This is a genomic window from Achromobacter sp. 10T422 (assembly GCF_056394065.1).
In genome coordinates this window covers 453845-474695 of the sequence record NZ_JBFTHD010000008.1, presented here as the reverse complement: position 1 = coordinate 474695, position 20851 = coordinate 453845, and the positions used below count along the sequence as shown (strand labels likewise).

The window sequence follows — 20851 nt, the reverse complement described above, 5'->3', positions numbered from 1 at the left end:
ACTCCTTCCCATCCCGAACAGGACAGTGAAACGCCTTCGCGCCGATGATAGTGGACGGACGTCTGTGAAAGTAGGTCATCGTCAGGCTTTTATTCCGCAAAACCCCACAGGTAAYCCTGTGGGGTTTTGTCTTTTATAGTGAGAACCCAAGGTGTTCGTGATATTAGGTGATACCTGATATCACTTGAGTAGTTGGGTGTTCGTTGCAGTGCTGAAGCAGTACCCAGAATTCGAGCGGTTGATGAGTCAGGCAACCCCTCAAGCAGTTACGCTTGACGACCATAGCAAGGTGGTACCACTCCTTCCCATCCCGAACAGGACAGTGAAACGCCTTCGCGCCGATGATAGTGGACGGACGTCTGTGAAAGTAGGTCATCGTCAAGCTCTTATCTCGCAAAGCCCCGCCGGTTCCCGGCGGGGCTTTGTTTTTGTGCCTTTGCCGCATGAAATTCGGCGCAAAAATTCGTGCGTCAACCTTCGGCAATCAGGCTGTGAGCCGCGCCAATGTTGAATGTGCACAAATAACAACGTCCGTGGGCGGGCGGAGTTTGTGCGGTAAGATTGACCGAGTCAATTCGTTGGAGCGTTATCGTGAGTGATCCCCAGACCCCTGTGCCCGGTACGACGTTAGACCTGCGCACGCTGACCCACGTGGCTTATGGCTTGTTCGCCTTGGGCTTCCTGACGAGCGGAATTCTGGGCATTGCGACGCTGGCTGCGGTTGTGTTGATGTACCTGAAGCGCTCCGATGCGGCCGGCACGGTATATGCCGCCCACTTCGACTGGATGTTGCGCACGTTCTGGTGGGCGATGTTGTGGCTCGCCATCAGCGGCATCGCGGTGTATATCTTCATCGGCTGGATCGGATTGATCGCGACGGTAGTGTGGGTGTTGTACCGGCTGATCAAAGGTTGGCTGGCGTTGCTGGAAGGCAGTGCACCAACCACGTACGCTTGACCTGTACAGCACGTTAAAAAGGCCGGCATATCGCCGGCCTTTTCATGTCTGCGCGTCGGGCATTCACTGATGCGTAAGCGTTTGCTGTGCGGCGCGTATCAGGCATGCCCTGCCGACCTTGCCGCTCATCCGTGGGGTAGGGCTCGGGATACGTCCATGCGTGCGGCTGGCGCCTCTTCTATGAGCCTTGCGAGCGCTCGTGCATACGGGGTGCATGCGCCACAAGTGCAGGGCGGTTGCCTTTCGCAGGCTGTAGCCACGAACCGCTTGAAAGGCAGCTTGAAAAGGCGGCTTGAAAAGACGCACTCAGCTTGCCGATCATGGAAGTTGATCGAATGGATATCATGCGGGAATTTGCCGTCTCCAAAGAACATGGAGGACCGGTTTGCGCGAAGGGTTGCGCTGAAAAATAGCGCTTGCGCGAAGAGGGTTGGGCTAGCCCGGCGGTGAGCCAGGGCGTCGCGACAATTCAGTAGGCAGGGACGTACGGGGTACGCCCTTTGCCTGCTTACTTCAGATGTGCGTTGACCAGTTTGGTCAGTTCGAACATCGTGACCTGATCCTTGCCAAAGATCGGAAGCAGCTTGGCATCGGCGTTGATGTTGCGCTTGTTGCTGGCATCTTGCAGGTTGTGCTTCTTGATGTATTCCCAGATCTTCTTGGTGACCTCGGTACGCGGCACGGCTTCCGAGCCGATGACAGCGGCCAATTCGGCGCTGGGGGTCAGGGGCTTCATGAATGCAGCGTTCGGCTTGCGCGCGGTCGCGGGTTTGGAGGTTGTGGCCATAATGCGGCGCTCCTTCTCTGGCTGTTGGAAAAATTGTCCTGCGGCCGGAGCATAACGTGTCTCTCTCGTAAAGACAAAGGCATTTATCCTCTGTAGCAACTAAAATGGGCGCACCGTCCCCTCTATCACGTCATTCTGTAACCTCCTATGTACGCACGATCTCCGTTGGAATCAATTCGGCTTTTTCATGACGAGTTGACAGCGCTGCGGCGCGATTTGCATGCACACCCTGAGCTGGGCTTCGAAGAAGTCCGTACCTCCGGGATCGTGGCCGGCGCGCTTGAGGCGCTGGGGATTGAAGTGCACCGTGGCATCGGAAAGACCGGTGTGGTGGGCGTTATCCGTGGCAAGCGTTGCGACAGCGGACGCATGATCGGCCTGCGCGCCGACATGGATGCGTTGCCCATGACGGAGGACAACGACTTTGGCCACAAGTCCACCAAGCCGGGCTTGATGCACGGTTGCGGTCATGATGGCCACACAGCAGTGTTGATCGGCGCGGCAAAGTACCTGGCGCAGACGCGCAATTTCGACGGTACGGCCGTGCTGATTTTTCAGCCAGCGGAAGAAGGGCGTGGCGGCGCACGTGCCATGCTCGAGGATGGCTTATTCGACACCTTTCCGTGTGATGCGATCTATGCCTTGCACAACTGGCCGGGACTCCGGCCCGGCACCATCGGCATCAATCCCGGGCCGATGATGGCGGCAGCAGACCGCTTCGAAATTCAGATTACGGGCCGGGGCGGCCATGGCGCACATCCGTATCAGACGATTGATCCGGTGACGATTGCCGGGCAGATCATCACCGCGTTGCAGACCATCGTGTCGCGCAATGTGAACCCGCTGGATTCGGCTGTGGTGTCGATCGGGTCCATGCAGGCGGGCCATCCGGGTGCGATGAGTGTGATCCCGCGCGAAGCCAAGCTGGTTGGCACGGTGCGCACGTTCCGAAAATCCGTGCAGGAGATGGTCGAGACGCGCATGCGCGAGTTGGTCACTGCCATCGCCAGCGCCTTCGGCGGCACGGCCGAACTCATTTACGAACGCATCTATCCTGCGACCTTGAACACGCCGCAGCACGCGAATCTGGTGGCCGATATCGCCACCGAGATGATCGGCAAGGAAAACGTGGTACGTGACTTGGTACCCTCGATGGGTTCCGAAGATTTTTCCTTCATGTTGCAGAGCAAGCCCGGCGCGTACTTCCGGCTGGGCCAGGGCGGCGCCGAGTCCGGCTGCGTGCTGCACAACTCGCATTTTGATTTCAACGATGCGGTCATTCCCCTGGGCAGCGCGATGTTCTGCGCGCTGGCAGAACGGGGCATGCCGCTGGCAGATTAAGAAGCCTTTCATGTCTACTCAAAACACGACTCAGCTCACCATCACCCGCCCCGACGACTGGCACCTGCACTTGCGCGATGGCGCTGCACTGGAAGCCGTGGTGGCGGATACCGCGCGTCAATTCGCACGCGCCATCATCATGCCGAACCTGAAGCCGCCGGTGACGACCACCGAGCAGGCGTTGGCGTATCGCGGCCGCATCCTGGAAGCGCTGCGCAAGGCAGGCGGAAACCCGGATGGTTTCACGCCGCTGATGACGCTCTATCTGACCGACAACACGTCCGCCGAAGAAATCTTCCGCGCGCACGAGTCCGGCCAGGTCTATGCCGTGAAGCTGTACCCGGCGGGCGCCACCACCAACTCGGACGCTGGCGTGACCGACTTGCTGGGCAAGTGCACGAAGGCGCTCGAAGCGCTGGAGAAGTGCGGCATGCCTTTGTTGGTGCACGGCGAAGTGACGGACCCGGCGATTGATGTTTTCGACCGTGAAGCGATTTTCGTTGAACGCGTCATGAAGCCGTTGCGCCGCGCATTCCCGGCGCTGAAGGTGGTGTTCGAGCACATCACCACGAAGGAAGGCGCGGAGTATGTGCGTGACGCCGAAGGGCCGATCGCCGCGACGATCACGCCGCAGCATCTGCTGTACAACCGCAACGCCATTTTCCAGGGCGGCGTGCGTCCGCATATGTACTGCCTGCCGATCCTCAAGCGTGAGACGCATCGCCTGGCTTTGGTCGAGGCGGCCACCAGTGGCAGCCCGCGCTTTTTCCTGGGCACGGACAGCGCACCGCACGCGCGTGGCCTGAAAGAGCATGCTTGCGGCTGTGCGGGTTGCTACACCGCGCTGCACGCGATGGAGCTCTACGCGACCGCGTTCGACGCCGTTGGCAAGCTGGACAAGCTGGAAGGCTTCGCCAGCTTCCATGGCCCGGACTTCTACGACCTGCCGCGCAACACCGGCACGTTGACGCTCGTGCGCGAGACTTACCAAGTGCCCGACGAGCTGGCATTCGGCAACACGACCCTGGTTCCGCTGGCGGCCGGCGAAGCATTGGCCTGGCGCGCTCATTGCTGAGCACCGGGCTTGCGCTGAAAATGCGCGGTCGACAATGAAAAACGGGGTGGACGGCAAGATGCGGTCCACCCCGAATTTTTTGCTGTGTCGCAAAGCATCTATATATATAGACGACCCACATAGACGACCCACATAGACGACCTACATAGACGACCTACATAGACAACCTACACAGGCGTCCTACATAGACAACCTACACAGGCGTCCTACATAGACAACCTACACAGGCGTCCTACATAGACGACGGCTTCAAAGCGTGCCGTCGCGGCGTGCTTCCAGCAATTCCCAGCGTGCAAACTTCTCTTCCAACTCGCTTTCCAGCTTGGCGAGTTCACCGTTGATGCGTTCGACTTCCGCAGGGGCGTCGCGGTACAGGCTGCCGTCGGCCAGCTTGCCTGCGAGTTCCGCCTGCTGCGCTTCGAGCGCGGCGATGGCGTCTGGCAGGCCTTCAAGTTCGCGCAAGTCCCAGGCGTTTATCTTGGTGGCCTTGGCCGGCTTGGGGCGGGCAGCCTTGGCGCGCGCGGCGCTGTCGTCGGCTGGCTTGGCGGCAACGTCGGCGTCCTCGGCCGGAGCTGCCGGCGCCGGGCGTTGGGCGACCCATTCGTCGTAGCCGCCGACATAGTCGCGCCAGTGTCCGTTGCCCTCGTAGGCAATGGTCTGGGTGACGACGTTGTTCAGGAATGCGCGGTCGTGGCTGACAAGCAGCACGGTGCCGGCGTATTCCTGCAGCAACTCTTCAAGCAGTTCCAGGGTTTCGATGTCCAGGTCGTTGGTGGGTTCGTCCAGGACCAGTACGTTGGCGGGGCGCGCGAATAGGCGGGCCAGCAGCAAGCGGGCGCGTTCGCCGCCGGACAAGCTGCGCACCGGCGAGCCGGCGCGAGCGGGCGAAAACAGGAAGTCGCCCAGGTAGGTCATGACGTGCTTGCGCGTGCCGCCAATTTCAACCCATTCGCTTCCCGGGCTGATGATGTCGACGAGCGAGGCGTTTTCGTCCAGCTGCGCACGCATCTGGTCGAAGTACGCAACGGCCACGTTGGTGCCCAGGCGCGTGGTGCCGGTGTCCGGCTGCATTTCGCCCAGAATCAGCTTGAGCAAGGTGGTCTTGCCGGCGCCATTGGGGCCGATGATGCCGATGCGGTCACCGCGCAGGATGGTGGTGGTGTAGTCGTCCACCACGACCTTGTCGCCGAAGGTCTTGCCGACGTGTTCGAGTTCGGCCACGAGCTTGCCGGACCGTTGGCCTTCAGCCAGCGCCAAGGACACATCGCCGATCCGTTCGCGGCGTTCGGCGCGCTGGACACGCAGGCTTTCCAGGCGGCGCACGCGGCCCTCGTTGCGGGTGCGGCGGGCTTCGACGCCCTTGCGGATCCAGACTTCTTCTTGCGCCAGCAGCTTGTCAAAGCGAGCCTGTTCCAGGCGCTCGGACTCCAGCCATTGCGCCTTGCGCTCTTGCCATTGCGAGAAGTTGCCGGGAAAGCTCAGCAGGCGGCCGCGGTCGAGTTCGACAATGCGGGTCGTGACGGCATCAAGGAAGCGGCGGTCGTGGGTGATGATGACCGCGGCGCCGCGCCAGCTGCGCAGCATGTCTTCCAGCCAGGCGATGCCATCGAAGTCGAGATGGTTGGTGGGCTCGTCCAGCAATAGCAGATCGGGCTCTTCGACCAGGGCGCGCGCCAAGGCGACGCGCTTGCGGGTGCCGCCCGACAAGCCAGCGATCTGCGCATCCGCGGGCAGGCCCAGCTTTTCCAGCATGGAGCGCACGCGGGAGGGGCGCTGCCAGTCTTCGTGGTCGCCTTCCACATTGCAGACCACATCGAACACCGTGGCATTTTCGTCCAGTTCGGGCTCTTGTTCGACCGTGGCCACACGCAGCCCGGAATTGCGGGCGATGTCGCCGTCGTCGGGCAGGGTGCGGCCATCGAGCAGTCTCAGCAGCGATGACTTGCCGGCGCCGTTGCGGCCAATAAGGCCGATACGTTCGCCGGCCTGGATGGCGAAATCGGCGTGGTCCAGCAGTGGGTGGTGGCCGTAGGCCAGCTGGATGTCGGTAAGGGTGATGAGAGTTGCGAGGGCCATGTAGGGGTTCGTGTGTGCGGCGTCTAAGCGGATCAGCGCGTATTGTCGCCGAAACCCCGTAAAGCTGTTTGACGACACTTCTGGCGCGCGCCAAGGGGACAGAGCCGTGACCTGTAATAGAATACGAACCGCAAGGCGGGTCGGGCGATCGCGGTGGATGCGAATCCATCGAGGAAGGTCCGGACTCCATAGGGCAGGGTAACGGCTAACGGCCGTCCGGTTGCGTCTTCGGGCGCGGCTGAGGAATAGGGCCACAGAGACGAGACTGGGAAGCGGGCGTGCATGGCACGCACAGGTACGGCCATCTCCGTATCGCGCCCTTCGGCAACGAAGGGCGGCGTCGCAGGGTGAAACGCGGCAACCTCTATCCGGAGCAACATCAAATAGGCATGCGTGCGGCCCTCGGGTCGCGAAGGGCGGCTCCGTCCAAGCATGCGGGTAGGTGGCTAGAGCGGCTCAGCAATGATCCGCGCAGAGGAATGATCGTCCGCCAGGGCAACCTGGTGTACAGAATCCGGCCTATAGACCCGTCTTGCATCGAATTTTCCACGCGCGAGTTGGCCGGGCCGGGAGCCCGGCTGGCCTCGGCCGCGTCCGGCGCCTGCTTCCCCAATTTTTTCGCAGCCTATCGCGGCAAGGTCGGCGGGAAGCCTCGTCACTACGGGCGATACGGCCTCACGTAAAACAATGCAAAGTCATCCTTAGGCGCTACTTCTGAAGAAGGACTTGTAGAGTGTGTCGCAACCTCCTGATTTATTAGGAGGTTTTTCTTTTTGCGGATTTACATATTGATCTAAGTCCTTGTTGTGATTGAAAAAATTGCAACCACGCGCTTGACCGCCCCTGTGCCATACCGTAGAGTGGGAAATAGTAGGAAATTGTGCAATTAAGTGGGGTAAAAGTGGTGTTTCAGGGAAGCAGCGCGCTCACGCTGGATGCCAAGGGACGGATCTCGATTCCGACTCGGCATCGTGACGCGCTGATGTCGCAGGCCGATGGCCGGCTGACCCTGACGCGCCACCCTGACGGCTGCTTGCTGGTGTACCCGCGGCCGGAGTGGGAAAAGAAGCGCGAACAGATCGCCGCTTTTCCCATGACGGCTCGTGCGTTGCAGCGGCTGTTGCTGGGCAACGCTCAGGACGTCGAACTGGATGGCTCCGGCCGGGTCCTTATCGCTCCTGAACTGCGCAACGCTTCCGGTATGACGCGCGATGTGATGCTGCTCGGTCTGGGCGCGCACTTCGAGCTGTGGGACGCCGCTACTCTGGCCAGCCGCGAGGCTGAGGACTTGGCCAAGGGTATGCCGGATGTGTTGAACCAGTTTTCGTTCTGAAAAATTTATGGAATTCGAACATCGGCCCGTTCTGCTGGAGCCGACGGTGGACGCACTATTGCTGCCCGATTTCGGCGGCAAGGGCGCGACACGGTCGCACACGCAGACCGAGCCGGATACGGCTACGCGGGCGGAACGCGGTGTGTTTGTCGACGGCACTTTTGGCCGCGGCGGGCACAGTCGCGAACTGCTTGGGCGTTTGGGCAAATCTGCGCGGCTGGTGGTGTTCGACAAGGACCCCGAGGCGATCGCGGTAGCCAATGCGTTGGCGGCGGCGGACCCCAGGGTCACGGTTATTCATGGCGGCTTTGCCACCATGGCAGAAGAATTGCAGCAGCTCGGCATCGACAAGGTTGATGGCGTGATGCTGGATCTGGGCGTTTCGTCGCCTCAGATTGATGACGCAGAGCGTGGCTTCTCGTTCATGAGAGAAGGCCCGCTCGATATGCGGATGGACACCACTCGTGGTCCCACGGTGGCGGATTGGCTGGCGCAAGCCAGTGTGGATGAGATGCGGGAGGTCATAGCGGATTATGGCGAAGAACGGTTTGCTTTTCAGGTTGCAAAGGCGATTGCTGCTCGCCGCGCAACAAGGCCGCTGCGCACCACGCTCGAGCTTGCCGAGTGCGTCGCCAGCGCCGTCCGCACGCGCGAAAAGGGGCAGCATCCGGCCACACGCACCTTTCAAGCTCTACGGATTTACATCAATCGGGAACTCGAAGAGCTCGCGCGCACCCTCGCGGCAGCTCTAGACCTGCTTGCCCCAGGGGGGAGGTTGGCGGTGATCAGCTTTCATTCGCTTGAAGACCGCATGGTCAAGCAATGCATTGTGGCGGCGGCTCGTCCGGCCGCCGCGCATGCACGCCTGCCGCTGCGCGAAAGCGAAATGCCCCAGCCCGTCCTGCGTTCCCTGGGCCGTGTTCAGGCCGAAGACGATGAAGTCTCCGGCAATGCCCGCGCCCGCTCCGCTGTCCTGCGCGTTGCCGAACGCACCGAAACGCCGCTGCCCCCCGAGGGCGGTTTCGCGTTTGTGAAGATCGGCTCGCTGCCCGGCAGCGACCTGGCTCCGCCGCCTCGGCGCGGCGGCAAAGGGGGGCGGCGCTAATGGGTCGTGTCAACCTGATCGTTGCGGCTTTACTGATGCTGTCGGCCATTTCCCTGGTCACCAGCCGGTATCAGTCGCGCCAGCTCTTCGTTGAGCTGGGACGCGATCAGGCGCAAGCGCGCGACCTTGAAACCAACTGGCGCCGCCTGCAACTCGACCGCGCCGAACTCGCCCGCAACGCGCGGGTTGACGTCATTGCACGTGACGGCCTGAAGATGATCCCCATCGTTCCGGACCGCACGCTGTACTTGAATCAAGCGCCCGTCTCCGCAACCGGAGGCGCGCAATGAAACGCGTTCCCTTCTTCGACAACCCCGTACTGCGCGGGCAATTGCCCACCTGGCGCGCACGCCTGGTCCTGATCCTGCTGTTTGGCGGGTTCACGGTGCTGGCTGGCCGCGCGCTGTTTCTGCAAGGGTTGTCGACGGAGTTCCTGCAGCAGCAGGGTGAACGCCGCTACGAACGCACGCTGACGCTTGCCGCCACACGCGGCAAGATCACGGATCGCAATGGCGCCGTGCTGGCGTCCAGCGTGCCGGCGCGCGCTATCTGGGCCATTCCCGAAGACGCCAAGCAAGGCACGCCCGCGCAGATGGACGCGCTGGCCAAGTTGCTGGAAACGCCCGTGGCCGATCTGCGCCACCGCCTGGTCGACGAAGACAAGAACTTCGTCTACCTGAAGCGTCAGGTCGCGATGGATGTGGCCGACAAGATCAAGCAGCTGGGCATGCCCGGCATTCATCAGCAGCCCGAGACCCGCCGTTATTACCCGGACGGCGACGTGATGGCCCACGTGGTGGGTTTCAACAGCGTCGAAGATCAGGGGCAAGAAGGCGTTGAGCTGACCTTCAACCAGCAGTTGCAAGGCCGCCCCGGCAGCCGCCGCGTCATCAAGGACCGGCTGGGCCGCGTCATTGAAGACGTGCAGGCCGTCACGTTGCCGGTTGATGGCCGCGATCTGCGCCTCTCCATCGATACCCGCTTGCAGTACCTGGTGTTCAAGGAATTGAAGGACGCCATGGACAAGCACCAGGCCAAGGGCGCTACCGCCGTGGTCGTGGACGTGCACACGGGCGAGATCCTGGCGCTGGCGAACGTGCCGACGTTTGATCCCAACAAGCGCGAGTCCTTCCACGGCTCCAAGCTGCGCAATCAAGCCATTACCGATACGTTCGAACCCGGCTCGATCATGAAGCCGTTCACCGCCGCGCTGGCGTTGGACCTGGGCCGCATCACGACGTCGACCTTGTTCGAGACCGGCAATGGCCGCTTCTCGTATCAAGGCAGCACGATCAGCGACGTCAGCCGCAACGGTACGCTGGACGTGGCGGGCGTGCTGCGCAAGTCCAGCAACATCGGCATGACGATGATTTCCGAGAAGCTGGACTCCCGCGAGATGTGGGATCGCTTCACCGAATTGGGCCTGGGTCAGGCGCCCCAAGTGGGATTCCCCGGCGCGGCCCCTGGCCGCCTGCGTCCGTGGGACCGCTGGCGCCTGATCGAAAAGGCGACCATGGCCTACGGCTATGGCCTGTCTGTGTCGTTGTTGCAGGTGGCGCGCGCCTATACCGTGTTTGCCCGCAATGGCGACATGGTGTCGCTGACGCTGGTCAAGCGCGACAGCGACCCCACCAGCGTCAAGATCTACACGCCCAAGACCACCGCCATGGTGCGCGCGATGCTGGAAGCGGCGGCTGGCCCCGAAGGCACGAAGGCTGCTCAGGTGCAGGGCTATCGCGTTGCCGGCAAGAGCGGCACCGCGCGCAAGATCGTGGATGGCAAGTACAGCATGCAGCGTTACCGAAGCTCGTACGTGGGCTTCGCTCCGGTGTCTGACCCGAAGATTGTCGTGGCGGTGTCCATCGACGAACCCACGGTCGGCGGTTATTACGGCGGCGCCATTGCCGCGCCCGTGTTCTCCCACATCGTGGGGGGGAGCTTGAGGCTGATGGGGGTGCGGCCGGACGCGCCTTTTGAATCCACGATTGTTGCTGGTCTCAAGGAGCCAGGCAGATGAGCGCCAAAGGCTTCCTCTCTACCCCTGTCGCCACGGTTGCTGAAACCGTGGCGTGGTTGCATGCGCGCGTGTCGTTGACCGCGCACCTCAAGCTGGACTCGCGCGATATCGAGCCGGGCGATGTGTTCGTCGCCTGCCCGGGCCTGTCCAGCGATGGCCGTCTCTATATAGATAAGGCGTTGGCGCTGGGCGCCAGCGCCGTGCTGTTTGAAGCCCCCGCCAACGACGCCATCCAGACCGCAGCGGCCGACACGCCGATGCTGCCGGTCACCGGCCTGCGCGCCTTGCTCGGCGAGCTGGCTGACACGTGGTATGGCCGCCCGTCGGCCGCGTTGGCGGTGGTGGCGGTAACGGGCACGAATGGCAAGACCTCGTCGGTGCAATGGATCGCGCACGCGCTGAGCCGCAACGACAAGCCTTGCGGCACCATCGGCACCTTGGGCGCCGTGCTGCCCGATGGCCGTACGCTGGGCGGTGACCTGACCACGCCCGACGTGCTGACCGTGCACCGCACCCTGGCCGCCATGCGCGACGCGGGGGCGCAAGCCGTGGCGATGGAAGCGTCGTCGATCGGTATTGAACAAGGCCGCCTGGACGGTGTGCGTGTGGCGCTGGCCGCCTTCACGAACCTGACGCGCGACCATCTTGATTATCACGGCACGATGGAACGCTACGAGGCCGCCAAGGCGCGCCTGTTCAATTGGCCGGGCCTGACTGCCGCCGTCGTCAACGCCGATGATGAAGCCGGCCGCCGCCTGATCGCAAGCATGCCCGCGGGCATGGCGATGGGCTACAGCCTGAGCGACGCGGCTGAGATTCCCGCCGCGATGCGCGCGCGTGATCTTCAGGCCACGTCGCAGGGCCAGATCTTTACGTTGGTGTCGCCGCACGGCGAAGCGCAGATCGTGACGCGTCTGCTGGGCGCGCACAATGTGTCGAACCTGCTGTTGGTGGCGGGCGTGCTGTACAAGCTTGGCCTGCCGTTTGCGCAGATCGCGCGTGAACTGGCCGCGACGGACCCCGTTGACGGCCGTTTGCAAACCGTGGAAACGGTGCCGGTTTCGACCCAGACGCCGGCTGGCCGCGGCGGCCCGCTGGTGGTGGTGGATTACGCCCACACGCCGGATGCGCTGTCGCGTGCGTTGACCGCATTGCGCGCCGTAGCGGTGGCGCGGTCCGGCCGCTTGATCTGCCTGTTCGGTTGCGGCGGCGAGCGAGATCCGGGCAAGCGCCCCGAGATGGGCCGCATTGCCGCAGAGCTGGCTGACCACGTCGTAGTCTCCAGCGACAACCCGCGCACGGAATCTCCTGAATCGATCGTCGAGCAGATCCTGGCGGGCATTCCCGCAACCGCAAAGGCCGACGTTCAGGTGGATCGCGCACGCGCCATCATGCAGACCATCTGGTCCGCGTCGCCCGACGACGTGGTACTGCTGGCCGGCAAGGGGCACGAGACCTATCAGGATATTGGCGGCGAAAAGCTGCCTTTTGATGACCGCGAGTGGGCACGGCTGGCGCTGCTGCTGCCGCAGGTCAAGGGCGTGTCGACAGACACCCGCCGCATCGGCATGGGTGAATTGTTCGTCGCGCTGGTGGGCGAGAACTTTGACGCGCACAACTATCTGGATCAGGCCGAAGGCCGTGGCGCATGTGCGGCGGTGGTGGCGCATGCCGTCGGCGACGCCAAGCTGCCGCAACTGGTGCTGGGCGATACGCGCGTTGCGCTGATGCGCATCGGCGCGGCCTGGCGCGCGCAGTTCACGCTGCCCGTGGTGGCCGTGACCGGCAGCAACGGCAAGACGACCACCAAGGAAATGATCTCGGCCATGTTGGCCGAGTGGCAGGGCGAAGCTGGCCGTCTGGCCACCGCCGGCAATCTGAACAATGACATCGGCGTGCCGCTGACCCTGTTGCGCTTGCGCACCGAGCACCGCGCTGCCGTCTTCGAACTGGGCATGAACCACCCGGGCGAAATCGCGCAATTGGCCGCCATGGCCGCGCCCACGGTTGCGCTGGTGACCAACGCGCAACGCGAACATCAGGAATTCATGCACACCGTGGAAGCGGTGGCGCACGAAAACGGCGCGGCGATTGCGGCGCTGCCCGATGACGGCGTGGCCGTGTATCCCGGCGATGAACCGTACTCCGCCATCTGGGACGCCTTGGCCGAACCGCGCCGCGTGCTGCGCTTTGGCTTGCAGCCCGGCCTGGATGTGTATGCGGAACACATTCTGGCCGATGTCGGCACCACGCGCTGCCGCGTCGTCACGCCCGTCGGCGTGGCCGATCTGGTGTTGCCGGTGCCGGGTTTGCACAACCTGCGCAACGCACTGGCCGCAATCGCCAGCGCCATCGCGGCGGGTGCGCCGCTGGATTGCGCGGTACGCGCCCTGGCGGGATTTGTCCCCGTTGCGGGCCGCATGCAGCACAAACATTTGAGTGACGGAACGTTGCTCATTGATGACACCTACAATGCCAACCCCGATTCCGTTCGCGTGGCCATCGACGTGTTGGCGCGCATTGCCGGCAAGCGTGTTTTGGTGCTGGGCGACATGGGTGAAATCGGGGACAACGGCCCCGCCTTGCATGCCGAGGTGGGCAATTACGCGCGCGAGCATGGGCTTGACGCGCTGATCACGCTAGGCGACGCCAGCCAGGCGGCTTCGGCCGCATTCGGTGTTGGCGCGCACGCCTGCGCATCGGTAGACGAAGTGGTTGCCGCCTTGCGCGGTTTGCGCGCGTCCTGCGTATTGGTAAAGGGATCGCGCTTTATGCGCATGGAGCGGGTAGTGACGGCTTTTTCTATGAATGACGCGACGGCGGCCAAGGGGCAGGGAGAGCACCATGCTGCTTGAAATCGCCCGTCTGCTTTCTGATGATGTACGCGCCCTGGGCGTGTTCGAATACATCACCTTGCGCGCCGTGCTGGCGTGCGCGACGGCGTTGCTGATCGGCCTGGTTGCCGGTCCGCATGTGATTCGCAAGTTGACCGAAATGAAGATCGGCCAGGCCGTGCGCGCCTACGGTCCGGAAACGCATCTGGTCAAGACCGGCACCCCCACGATGGGCGGCGTGCTGATCCTTATTTCCATCGCCATCAGCACCTTGCTGTGGGCGGACTGGACCAACCGTTTCGTGTGGGTCGTGCTGCTGGTGACGTTCGGCTTCGGCTGGATCGGCTGGATGGACGATTACCGCAAGGTGGTTTATCGCGATCCGGAAGGCATGCCCGCACGGCAGAAATTCTTCTGGCAGGCCACGATCGGCATCATCGCCGCCGTGTATCTGGCGTTTGCCGTGTCCGCGCCCGCCAACACTGAATTGTGGCCGCTGTTCAAGGCCTGGGTAGGCAGCGGCTTCACGATGGCGTTGCCCACGCGTGCCGACTTGATCGTGCCGTTCTTCAAATCGGTGAGCTATCCGCTGGGCGTGCTGGGTTTTGTGGCGCTGACGTGGGCCGTGATTGTCGGCACCAGCAACGCCGTGAACCTGACCGACGGCCTGGATGGCCTGGCCATCATGCCGACCGTGATGGTCGGCAGCGCGTTGGGCATCTTCGCCTACGTCGTCGGCCGCGTCGACTATTCCAAATATCTGCTGTTCCCGTATATTCCCGGCGCCTCGGAATTGATGGTGCTGTGCGCGGCGATCGGGGGCGCGGGCTTGGCATTTTTATGGTTCAACGCGTATCCGGCGCAGGTCTTCATGGGTGACGTCGGCGCGCTTGCGCTGGGCGGCGCGCTGGGCACCATCGCCGTCATCGTGCGCCAGGAAATCGTGCTGTTCATCATGGGCGGCGTGTTCGTGGTGGAAACGCTGTCGGTGATGATCCAGGTGACCTGGTTCAAGTACACGAAGCGACGTTATGGAACAGGTAGACGCATATTCCGCATGGCCCCGTTGCATCATCACTTTGAAGTGGGTGGCTGGAAAGAAACCCAGGTGGTTGTGCGTTTCTGGATCATCAGCATGATGCTGGTGCTGATCGGCCTCTCTACGCTGAAGTTGCGATGAATACGATTGAACCCTCCCGCGCTGACGCGCCGCTCGTCCTGATCCTCGGATTGGGCGAGACGGGTGTCGCCGCCGCTCGCTGGTGCGCCCGATTGGGCGCCCGCTTGCGCGTGGCCGACACACGCGCCGAGCCGGGCGGCCTTGCCGCGCTGCGTGACGCGCTGGCGCAAAGCGATGTGGAATACCGCTTGGGCTGCGACGCGTCCTTTGACTTGGCGTTGCTGGATGGTGTGACCCAGGTGGTGCTGAGCCCCGGCCTGGCGCCTGCCCTGCCGCCCGCCGCCGAGCTGCTGCGCGAGGCGAAAGCCCGCGGCATTGAAGTCGTCGGTGAAATTGAATTGTTTGCGCGCGCACTGGCCGATCTGGCCGAGACGCGTGAATACCGTCCGCGCCTGTTGGCCGTGACGGGCACGAATGGCAAGACCACGGTGACGGCGCTCACGCGTGACTTGATCGACGCCAGCGGCCTGACCGTTGTGGCGGCTGGCAACATCAGCCCGGCAGCATTGACCGCGCTGATGGATGCGCTGGACAACGACGCGCTGCCGCAAGTCTGGGTGCTGGAACTGTCCAGCTTCCAGCTGGAAACGACGCAGTCGCTGAAGGCTGACGCCGCCGTCGTRCTGAACGTCACCCAAGATCATCTGGACTGGCATGGCGGCATGGACGCTTATGCCGAGGCCAAGGCGCGCATCTTTAAGATGGCGCGCATCGCCATCGTCAACCGCGACGACCCGATGACGCTGCGCATGGTGCCGACGGTGAACGCGCTGAATGTGCGCAGTTTTGGCCGCGACATGCCGGAACTGGTCGGCGACATGGGCCTGGAACTGGGGCAGGGCGTAGCTTGGCTGGTGGCTTCCGAGCCCAGCGATTTCGACGAACCCGCGCCGCCCGTGCGCCGCAAGAAAGATGCGCCCGAACCCGTGCGCGCCAACGGCCGCATGAGCCGCCTGATGCCGGTGGACGCCCTGCGCATCCGCGGCATCCACAACGCCCTGAATGCGCTGGCCGCCTTGCAACTGGCGCGCTGCCTGGACTTGGGCTGGGGCGCCATGCTGCGCACGCTGCGTGAATACGCGGGCGAGCCGCACCGCGCGGCCTTCGTGCGCCAGATTGGCGGCGTCGACTACATCAATGACAGCAAGGGCACCAACGTGGGTGCCACCGTCGCCGCCCTGGAAGGCCTGGGCCAACCGGTGGTGCTGATCGCCGGCGGCCAGGGCAAGGGCCAGGATTTTTCTCCGCTGATCCCGGTGGTGTCGCGTCATGCGCGCGCCGTGATGCTGATCGGTGTGGATGGCCCCGAAATTGGCCGCGTGCTGGCGCCGACCGGCGTCAACTGCATCACCGTTGAATCGTTGCATGATGCCGTGCGCGGCGCCGCCGAATTGGCGCAGCCTGGCGACGCCGTGCTGCTGTCGCCGGCCTGCGCCAGCCTGGACATGTTCCGCAACTACCCGCATCGCGGGCAGGTGTTCGTGGAAGAGGTCGAAGACCTGGCCCGCGACCGTGGAGAGGTGGCATGAGCCTGATCGCCGATCTCACCGCCAGCGTCAATGCCGTACGGCCCGGCCGTACCAAGATGCGCAACTTCGATCTGCCGCTGGTCATCGCGGCATCGACGCTGTTGCTGCTCGGATTGCTGATGGTGTATTCGGCGTCGATCGCGCTGGCCGACGGCCCGCGTTACGCGTCCTATGGGCGTTATTACTTCGTGATCCGCCACGGCCTGTTCGTCAGCGCCGGGCTGGTCGCGGGCGCCGTTGTGCTGGCCATTCCCATCCGGGTCTGGCAGCGCATGGCGGTGCCGCTGTTCGTGGTGTCGATGATCTTGCTGGTGGCGGTGCTGATTCCCGGCATCGGCCGTGAAGTCAACGGCGCGCACCGCTGGATTCCGCTGGGTCCGCTGAACTTCCAGCCGTCTGAACTGATGAAGCTGGCCGCCTTGCTCTACGCCGCCGATTACACCGTGCGCAAGCAAGAGCACATGCAGGCGTTTGCCCGCGGCTTCTTGCCGATGGCGTTCGCGCTGGCCGGCGTGGGCATGCTGTTGCTGCTGGAGCCCGACCTGGGCGCGTTCATGGTGATCGTGGCCATCGCCATCGGCATCCTGTTCCTGGGCGGCATCAACGGCAAATACTTCAGCAGCCTGCTGGCCGTGCTGGTGAGCACGTTCCTGATGCTGATCTGGTTGTCGCCGTGGCGCCGTGCGCGCCTGTTTGCCTACCTGGACCCCTGGAACGAAGACAACGCTTACGGCAGCGCCTATCAGCTGTCGCACTCGCTGATTGCCTTGGGCCGTGGTGAATGGTTCGGCGTGGGCCTGGGCGCCAGCGTTGAAAAGCTGCACTACCTGCCCGAAGCGCACACCGACTTCCTGATGGCGGTGGTGGGCGAAGAGCTGGGCTTTATTGGCGTGATGACGGTGATCACGCTGTTCGCCATCATCATCTATCGCGGTTTCGATATCGGCCGTCAGGCCATCGCCATGGAACGCACGTTCGCGGGCCTGGTGGCGCATGGCGTGGCGATGTGGTTCGGCGTGCAGTCGTTCATCAACATGGGCGTGTGCCTGGGCCTGCTGCCCACCAAGGGTTTGACGCTGCCGCTGATGAGCTATGGCGGTTCGGGCGTGGTGATGAACCTGTGCGCCTTGGCCATGCTGATCCGGGTCGACGTGGAAAACCGCGTCATGATGCGTGGGGGGCGAGTATGACCGCGGCCCGCACCATCCTGATCATGGCCGGTGGCACCGGCGGACACATCATGCCGGGCCTGGCGGTTGCCGATGTGCTGCGCGAGCGTGGCTGGCGCGTGCTGTGGCTGGGCAATCCCGACAAAATGGAAGGCAAGCTCGTGCCGCCGCGCGGCATCGAACTGGTGCCGTTGCGCTTTCAAGGCGTGCGCGGCAAGGGCGCATCCGCGCTGCTGAAGCTGCCGTTCCTGCTGTTGCGCGCGTTCGGAGAAGCGTGGTCGCGTTTGTCGGATGTGCGCCCGGACGTGGTGCTGGGCATGGGCGGCTACGTGGCGTTCCCGGGCGGCGTGATTGCTGCGCTGCGCGGCACGCCGCTGGTGGTGCATGAACAGAATGCCGTGGCAGGCACCGCGAACAAGTGCCTGGCGAAGATGTCGCGCCGCGTGTTGAGCGGGTTCCCCGGCGTGCTGCCCAAGGGCGAAGCCATGGGCAACCCGGTGCGTGCCGACTTGTGCGCGCTGCCGGACCCGGCCACGCGCTACGCCAACCGCACGGGCCCGCTGCGCGTGCTCGTCGTGGGGGGCAGCTTGGGCGCGCAGGCGCTGAACACGACCGTTCCGCAAGCGCTGGCGCGCTTGCCGCAAGAGAGCCGTCCGATGGTCATCCATCAGGCCGGCGAACAACATTTGCCCGCGTTGCAGCAGGCCTATGCCCAAGCGGGCGTAGAGGCTGATTGCCGCGCGTTCATCGATGACATGGCGGGCGCCTTGGGCGACGCGGATCTGGTGATCTGCCGCGCGGGGGCCATGACGGTGTCCGAAGTGGCGGCCGCTGGCGTCGCCGCGCTGTTCGTGCCGTTCCCGCATGCCATCGATGATCATCAAACCGCCAACGCGCGCTTCTTAAGCGACGCCGAGGCCGCCTGGCTCCAGCCGCAGACCGCCTTGACGCCCGAGTGGCTGGCGGACTGGCTGGCCCAGCGTACCCGACAAGAACTGGAAGCCGTCGCCATCCGTGCCCGCGCGCATGCGCACCCGGAAGCGGCAGCGCATATCGCCGACGTCTGTGAACAAGCAGCGGGGCGTTCATCATGAAACACAGAATTCAACATATCCATTTTGTAGGCATCGGCGGCTCGGGCATGAGCGGCATTGCCGAAGTGCTGCTCAACCTGGGCTACACCATCAGCGGCTCCGACTTGAACGAGTCCGCTGTGACGCGTCGTCTGGCCAGCCTGGGCGTGAAGATCGCGATCGGCCACGTGGCCAGCAACGTCACGGGGGCGGGCGCCATCGTGACGTCCACGGCGGTGGCGGGTGACAACCCTGAAGTGATCGCCGCCCGCGCGTCGCGCATCCCCGTGGTGCCGCGCGCCATCATGCTGGCCGAGCTGATGCGTTTGAAGCGCGGCATCGCCGTGGCGGGTACGCACGGCAAGACCACGACCACCAGCCTCGTGGCCAGCGTGCTGGCCGCCGGTGACCTGGACCCGACATTCGTGATTGGCGGCCGGTTGAACTCCGCCGGCGCCAATGCGCGCCTGGGCCAGGGCGACTACATCGTGGTCGAGGCCGACGAGTCCGACGCGTCCTTCCTGAATCTGCTGCCGGTGATGGCCATCGTGACCAACATCGATGCCGATCACATGGACACCTACGGCCATGACGTGGCGCGCCTGAAAAGTGCGTTCATCGAATTCACGCAGCGCCTGCCGTTCTATGGCAGCGCCGTGCTGTGCTCTGACGATGCGAACGTGCGCGAGATCATGCCCTTCGTGTCGCGGCCGATCACCACTTACGGCCTGAACGAAGACGCACAAGTGCGCGCCTATGAAGTGCAGCCGGAAGGCACGCGCATGCGCTTCAACGTGCAGCGCACGCACCGCGATACGCTGCTGCCGCCGTTGCAAGTGGTGCTGAACCTGCCGGGCCTGCACAACGTGCGCAACGCCCTGGCCGCAATCGCCGTGGCAACGGAGCTGGGCGTGTCCGACGACGCCATCTGCGACGCGCTGGCCGCCTTCAAGGGCGTGGGCCGCCGTTTCACGCAGACGGGCGAATTCCCCGTGCCGGCCAGCCATGGCGGCGGCACATTCACCGTCATCGACGACTACGGCCATCACCCCGTTGAGATGGCCGCCACGCTGGCCGCCGCGCGCGGCGCCTGGCCTGATCGCCGCATCGTGCTGGCGTTCCAGCCGCATCGCTACACGCGGACGCGGGACTGTTTTGAAGATTTCGTGCGCGTGCTGGGCACGGCCGACGCGGTGCTGTTGACCGAGGTCTATTCGGCCGGCGAGCCGCCGCTGGTGGCCGCCGACGGCCGCGCCCTGTCGCGCGCGCTGCGTGTGGCCGGCAAGGTGGAACCGGTGTTCGTCGAAGACGTGGCCGAGCTGCCCCAGGCAGTGGTGGACTTCGTGCGCGATGGCGACGTGGTGATTGTGATGGGCGCGGGTTCGATCAGCAAAGTCCCTGGCCAAGTAGGAGAGCTGGCATGAGCACGCAATTCGGCAAAGTGGGTGTCTTGTACGGCGGGCGTTCCGCCGAGCGCGAAGTGTCGCTGATGTCCGGCAAGGGCGTGCAGCAGGCGCTGGCCAGCGCCGGCGTGGACGCGCACCTGTTCGACACGGGGGAACGCAGCCTGGCCGAGCTGGCCGCCGAAGGCTTCGACCGCGTCTTCATCGCGCTGCATGGCCGCTATGGTGAAGACGGCACGATTCAAGGCGCGCTGGAATTGCTGGGCATTCCTTACACCGGCAGCGGCCCGATGGCGTCCGCGCTGGCCATGGACAAGACCATGACCAAGCGCGTGTGGCAACAGATTGGTCTGCCCACGCCTGATTTTGAAGTGCTGGACGCCGACACGGAACTTCGTCTGGTGCCCGACCGTCTGAGCTTGCCGCTGATCATCAAGCCGCCGCATGAAGGTTCCACCGTTGGCATCACCAAGGTGGTGGGCTATTCCGACATGAAGGAAGCCTACGCGGCTGCCGCGCGCTTTGACAGCGTTGTGCTGGCCGAACAATTCATCACCGGCCGCGAACTGACCGTGGCCGTGCTGGGTGCAGGCAAGGGCGCACGCGCTCTGCCCGTGATCGAGATCGCGGCGCCCGGCGGCAACTACGACTACGAACACAAGTATTTCTCGGACGACACGCAGTACTTCTGCCCGGCGACGCTGCCGGACGGCGTGGCTGAGGAAGTCGCCGCCATTGCCGTGAAGGCCTATCAGGCGCTGAACTGCGAAGGCTGGGGCCGCGCCGACTTCATGCTCGACCGCAACAACCGGCCGTGGCTGCTTGAAATGAATACCTCGCCTGGCATGACCAGCCATTCTTTGGTGCCGATGGCCGCGAAGGCCGTTGGGATCAGCTACGCCGATCTGTGCGTGGCAATTTTGTCTGAGGCGTCGTGCAAAGTGCACAGCGCCGCGCGTAACGCTTGACCTG

General features: G+C 63.8%; 16 protein-coding genes, 2 rRNA genes and 1 other RNA gene. 17 read left to right on the top strand and 2 right to left on the bottom strand.

Annotated elements, in window-relative coordinates:
• The 3 genes from rrf (AC1DB0_RS23710) to AC1DB0_RS23700 all read left to right on the top strand — a co-directional run.
• A 5S ribosomal RNA gene (gene rrf, locus AC1DB0_RS23710) occupies positions 1-87 on the top strand; the annotation flags it as partial.
• Between the two features lie 184 nt (positions 88-271).
• Positions 272-384: ribosomal RNA gene (gene rrf, locus AC1DB0_RS23705) — 5S ribosomal RNA — on the top strand.
• Positions 385-591: 207 nt separating this feature from the next.
• A complete protein-coding gene (locus AC1DB0_RS23700) occupies positions 592-957 on the top strand; it encodes a DUF4870 family protein (RefSeq protein ID WP_054420429.1) in 366 nt (121 codons plus the stop codon).
• Positions 958-1465: 508 nt separating this feature from the next.
• On the opposite strand, the gene AC1DB0_RS23695 is transcribed toward AC1DB0_RS23700, so the two are convergent.
• Positions 1466-1744, bottom strand: coding sequence for an SWIB/MDM2 domain-containing protein (locus tag AC1DB0_RS23695; protein WP_008160134.1), 279 nt, complete (start codon positions 1742-1744; stop codon positions 1466-1468).
• A gap of 147 nt (positions 1745-1891) precedes the next feature.
• Here AC1DB0_RS23695 and AC1DB0_RS23690 point away from each other — a divergent pair, with 147 nt between their 5' ends.
• Together AC1DB0_RS23690 and pyrC are read left to right on the top strand one after the other, a co-directional pair.
• The gene (locus AC1DB0_RS23690) at positions 1892-3085 is read left to right on the top strand and encodes a M20 aminoacylase family protein (protein WP_006226253.1); all 1194 of its coding nucleotides are present in this window, start codon (positions 1892-1894) and stop codon (positions 3083-3085) included.
• Between the two features lie 10 nt (positions 3086-3095).
• Positions 3096-4160 (top strand): dihydroorotase, encoded by a 1065-nt coding sequence (pyrC, locus tag AC1DB0_RS23685; protein ID WP_420840197.1) that lies wholly within the window; start codon positions 3096-3098, stop codon positions 4158-4160.
• A gap of 249 nt (positions 4161-4409) precedes the next feature.
• Here the strand turns inward: pyrC and AC1DB0_RS23680 are convergent, their stop codons facing one another.
• On the bottom strand, positions 4410-6236 hold the full coding sequence (locus AC1DB0_RS23680) for an ATP-binding cassette domain-containing protein (protein ID WP_054420431.1): 1827 nt from the start codon (positions 6234-6236) through the stop codon (positions 4410-4412).
• A gap of 132 nt (positions 6237-6368) precedes the next feature.
• Here AC1DB0_RS23680 and rnpB point away from each other — a divergent pair.
• The 12 genes from rnpB (at position 6369) to AC1DB0_RS23620 (ending at position 20847) form a co-directional block, all read left to right on the top strand.
• An RNA gene (gene rnpB, locus AC1DB0_RS23675) (RNase P RNA component class A) lies at positions 6369-6774 on the top strand.
• 366 nt (positions 6775-7140) lie between these two features.
• Positions 7141-7569 carry a division/cell wall cluster transcriptional repressor MraZ gene (gene mraZ, locus AC1DB0_RS23670; RefSeq protein ID WP_006226256.1) on the top strand — a complete coding sequence of 143 codons (429 nt, stop codon included), beginning with the start codon at positions 7141-7143 and terminating at the stop codon, positions 7567-7569.
• Between the two features lie 7 nt (positions 7570-7576).
• Positions 7577-8674 (top strand): 16S rRNA (cytosine(1402)-N(4))-methyltransferase RsmH, encoded by a 1098-nt coding sequence (gene rsmH, locus AC1DB0_RS23665; protein WP_476758751.1) that lies wholly within the window; start codon positions 7577-7579, stop codon positions 8672-8674.
• Entirely contained in the window at positions 8674-8964 is a 291-nt protein-coding gene (gene ftsL, locus AC1DB0_RS23660) for a cell division protein FtsL (protein ID WP_054420433.1), read from the top strand. The genes rsmH and ftsL overlap by 1 nt, the downstream gene beginning before the upstream one ends.
• Positions 8961-10691, top strand: coding sequence for a peptidoglycan D,D-transpeptidase FtsI family protein (locus AC1DB0_RS23655; RefSeq protein ID WP_054420435.1), 1731 nt, complete (start codon positions 8961-8963; stop codon positions 10689-10691). Before ftsL ends, AC1DB0_RS23655 begins: the two co-directional genes overlap by 4 nt.
• Positions 10688-13546, top strand: a complete 2859-nt coding sequence (gene murF / locus AC1DB0_RS23650; RefSeq protein WP_476757910.1) for a bifunctional UDP-N-acetylmuramoyl-L-alanyl-D-glutamate--2,6-diaminopimelate ligase MurE/UDP-N-acetylmuramoyl-tripeptide--D-alanyl-D-alanine ligase MurF — start codon at positions 10688-10690, stop codon at positions 13544-13546. Before AC1DB0_RS23655 ends, murF begins: the two co-directional genes overlap by 4 nt.
• Positions 13536-14705 (top strand): phospho-N-acetylmuramoyl-pentapeptide-transferase, encoded by a 1170-nt coding sequence (gene mraY / locus AC1DB0_RS23645; RefSeq protein WP_054420438.1) that lies wholly within the window; start codon positions 13536-13538, stop codon positions 14703-14705. The genes murF and mraY overlap by 11 nt, the downstream gene beginning before the upstream one ends.
• Positions 14702-16234 carry a UDP-N-acetylmuramoyl-L-alanine--D-glutamate ligase gene (gene murD / locus AC1DB0_RS23640; protein ID WP_476757909.1) on the top strand — a complete coding sequence of 511 codons (1533 nt, stop codon included), beginning with the start codon at positions 14702-14704 and terminating at the stop codon, positions 16232-16234. The genes mraY and murD overlap by 4 nt, the downstream gene beginning before the upstream one ends.
• Complete coding sequence (gene ftsW / locus AC1DB0_RS23635; protein ID WP_054420441.1) at positions 16231-17424, top strand: putative lipid II flippase FtsW; 1194 nt, start codon at positions 16231-16233, stop codon at positions 17422-17424. Before murD ends, ftsW begins: the two co-directional genes overlap by 4 nt.
• Positions 17421-18497 (top strand): undecaprenyldiphospho-muramoylpentapeptide beta-N-acetylglucosaminyltransferase, encoded by a 1077-nt coding sequence (murG, locus tag AC1DB0_RS23630; RefSeq protein ID WP_054420443.1) that lies wholly within the window; start codon positions 17421-17423, stop codon positions 18495-18497. The genes ftsW and murG overlap by 4 nt, the downstream gene beginning before the upstream one ends.
• A complete protein-coding gene (gene murC, locus AC1DB0_RS23625) occupies positions 18494-19900 on the top strand; it encodes a UDP-N-acetylmuramate--L-alanine ligase (protein WP_054420445.1) in 1407 nt (468 codons plus the stop codon). The genes murG and murC overlap by 4 nt, the downstream gene beginning before the upstream one ends.
• Positions 19897-20847 carry a D-alanine--D-alanine ligase gene (locus AC1DB0_RS23620; protein WP_054420446.1) on the top strand — a complete coding sequence of 317 codons (951 nt, stop codon included), beginning with the start codon at positions 19897-19899 and terminating at the stop codon, positions 20845-20847. Before murC ends, AC1DB0_RS23620 begins: the two co-directional genes overlap by 4 nt.
• The last annotated feature ends 4 nt before the right edge of the window (positions 20848-20851 follow it).

What these genes read in the sequence shown, in the direction of transcription:
- AC1DB0_RS23695 (WP_008160134.1), bottom strand. Translation starts at nt 1,744, where the DNA reads ATGGCCACAACCTCCAAACCCGCGACCGCGCGCAAGCCGAACGCTGCA.
- AC1DB0_RS23690 (WP_006226253.1), top strand. Translation starts at nt 1,892, where the DNA reads ATGTACGCACGATCTCCGTTGGAATCAATTCGGCTTTTTCATGACGAG.
- pyrC (WP_420840197.1), top strand. Translation starts at nt 3,096, where the DNA reads ATGTCTACTCAAAACACGACTCAGCTCACCATCACCCGCCCCGACGAC.
- AC1DB0_RS23680 (WP_054420431.1), bottom strand. Translation starts at nt 6,236, where the DNA reads ATGGCCCTCGCAACTCTCATCACCCTTACCGACATCCAGCTGGCCTAC.
- rsmH (WP_476758751.1), top strand. Translation starts at nt 7,577, where the DNA reads ATGGAATTCGAACATCGGCCCGTTCTGCTGGAGCCGACGGTGGACGCA.
- ftsL (WP_054420433.1), top strand. Translation starts at nt 8,674, where the DNA reads ATGGGTCGTGTCAACCTGATCGTTGCGGCTTTACTGATGCTGTCGGCC.
- AC1DB0_RS23655 (WP_054420435.1), top strand. Translation starts at nt 8,961, where the DNA reads ATGAAACGCGTTCCCTTCTTCGACAACCCCGTACTGCGCGGGCAATTG.
- murF (WP_476757910.1), top strand. Translation starts at nt 10,688, where the DNA reads ATGAGCGCCAAAGGCTTCCTCTCTACCCCTGTCGCCACGGTTGCTGAA.
- mraY (WP_054420438.1), top strand. Translation starts at nt 13,536, where the DNA reads ATGCTGCTTGAAATCGCCCGTCTGCTTTCTGATGATGTACGCGCCCTG.
- ftsW (WP_054420441.1), top strand. Translation starts at nt 16,231, where the DNA reads ATGAGCCTGATCGCCGATCTCACCGCCAGCGTCAATGCCGTACGGCCC.
- murG (WP_054420443.1), top strand. Translation starts at nt 17,421, where the DNA reads ATGACCGCGGCCCGCACCATCCTGATCATGGCCGGTGGCACCGGCGGA.
- murC (WP_054420445.1), top strand. Translation starts at nt 18,494, where the DNA reads ATGAAACACAGAATTCAACATATCCATTTTGTAGGCATCGGCGGCTCG.
- AC1DB0_RS23620 (WP_054420446.1), top strand. Translation starts at nt 19,897, where the DNA reads ATGAGCACGCAATTCGGCAAAGTGGGTGTCTTGTACGGCGGGCGTTCC.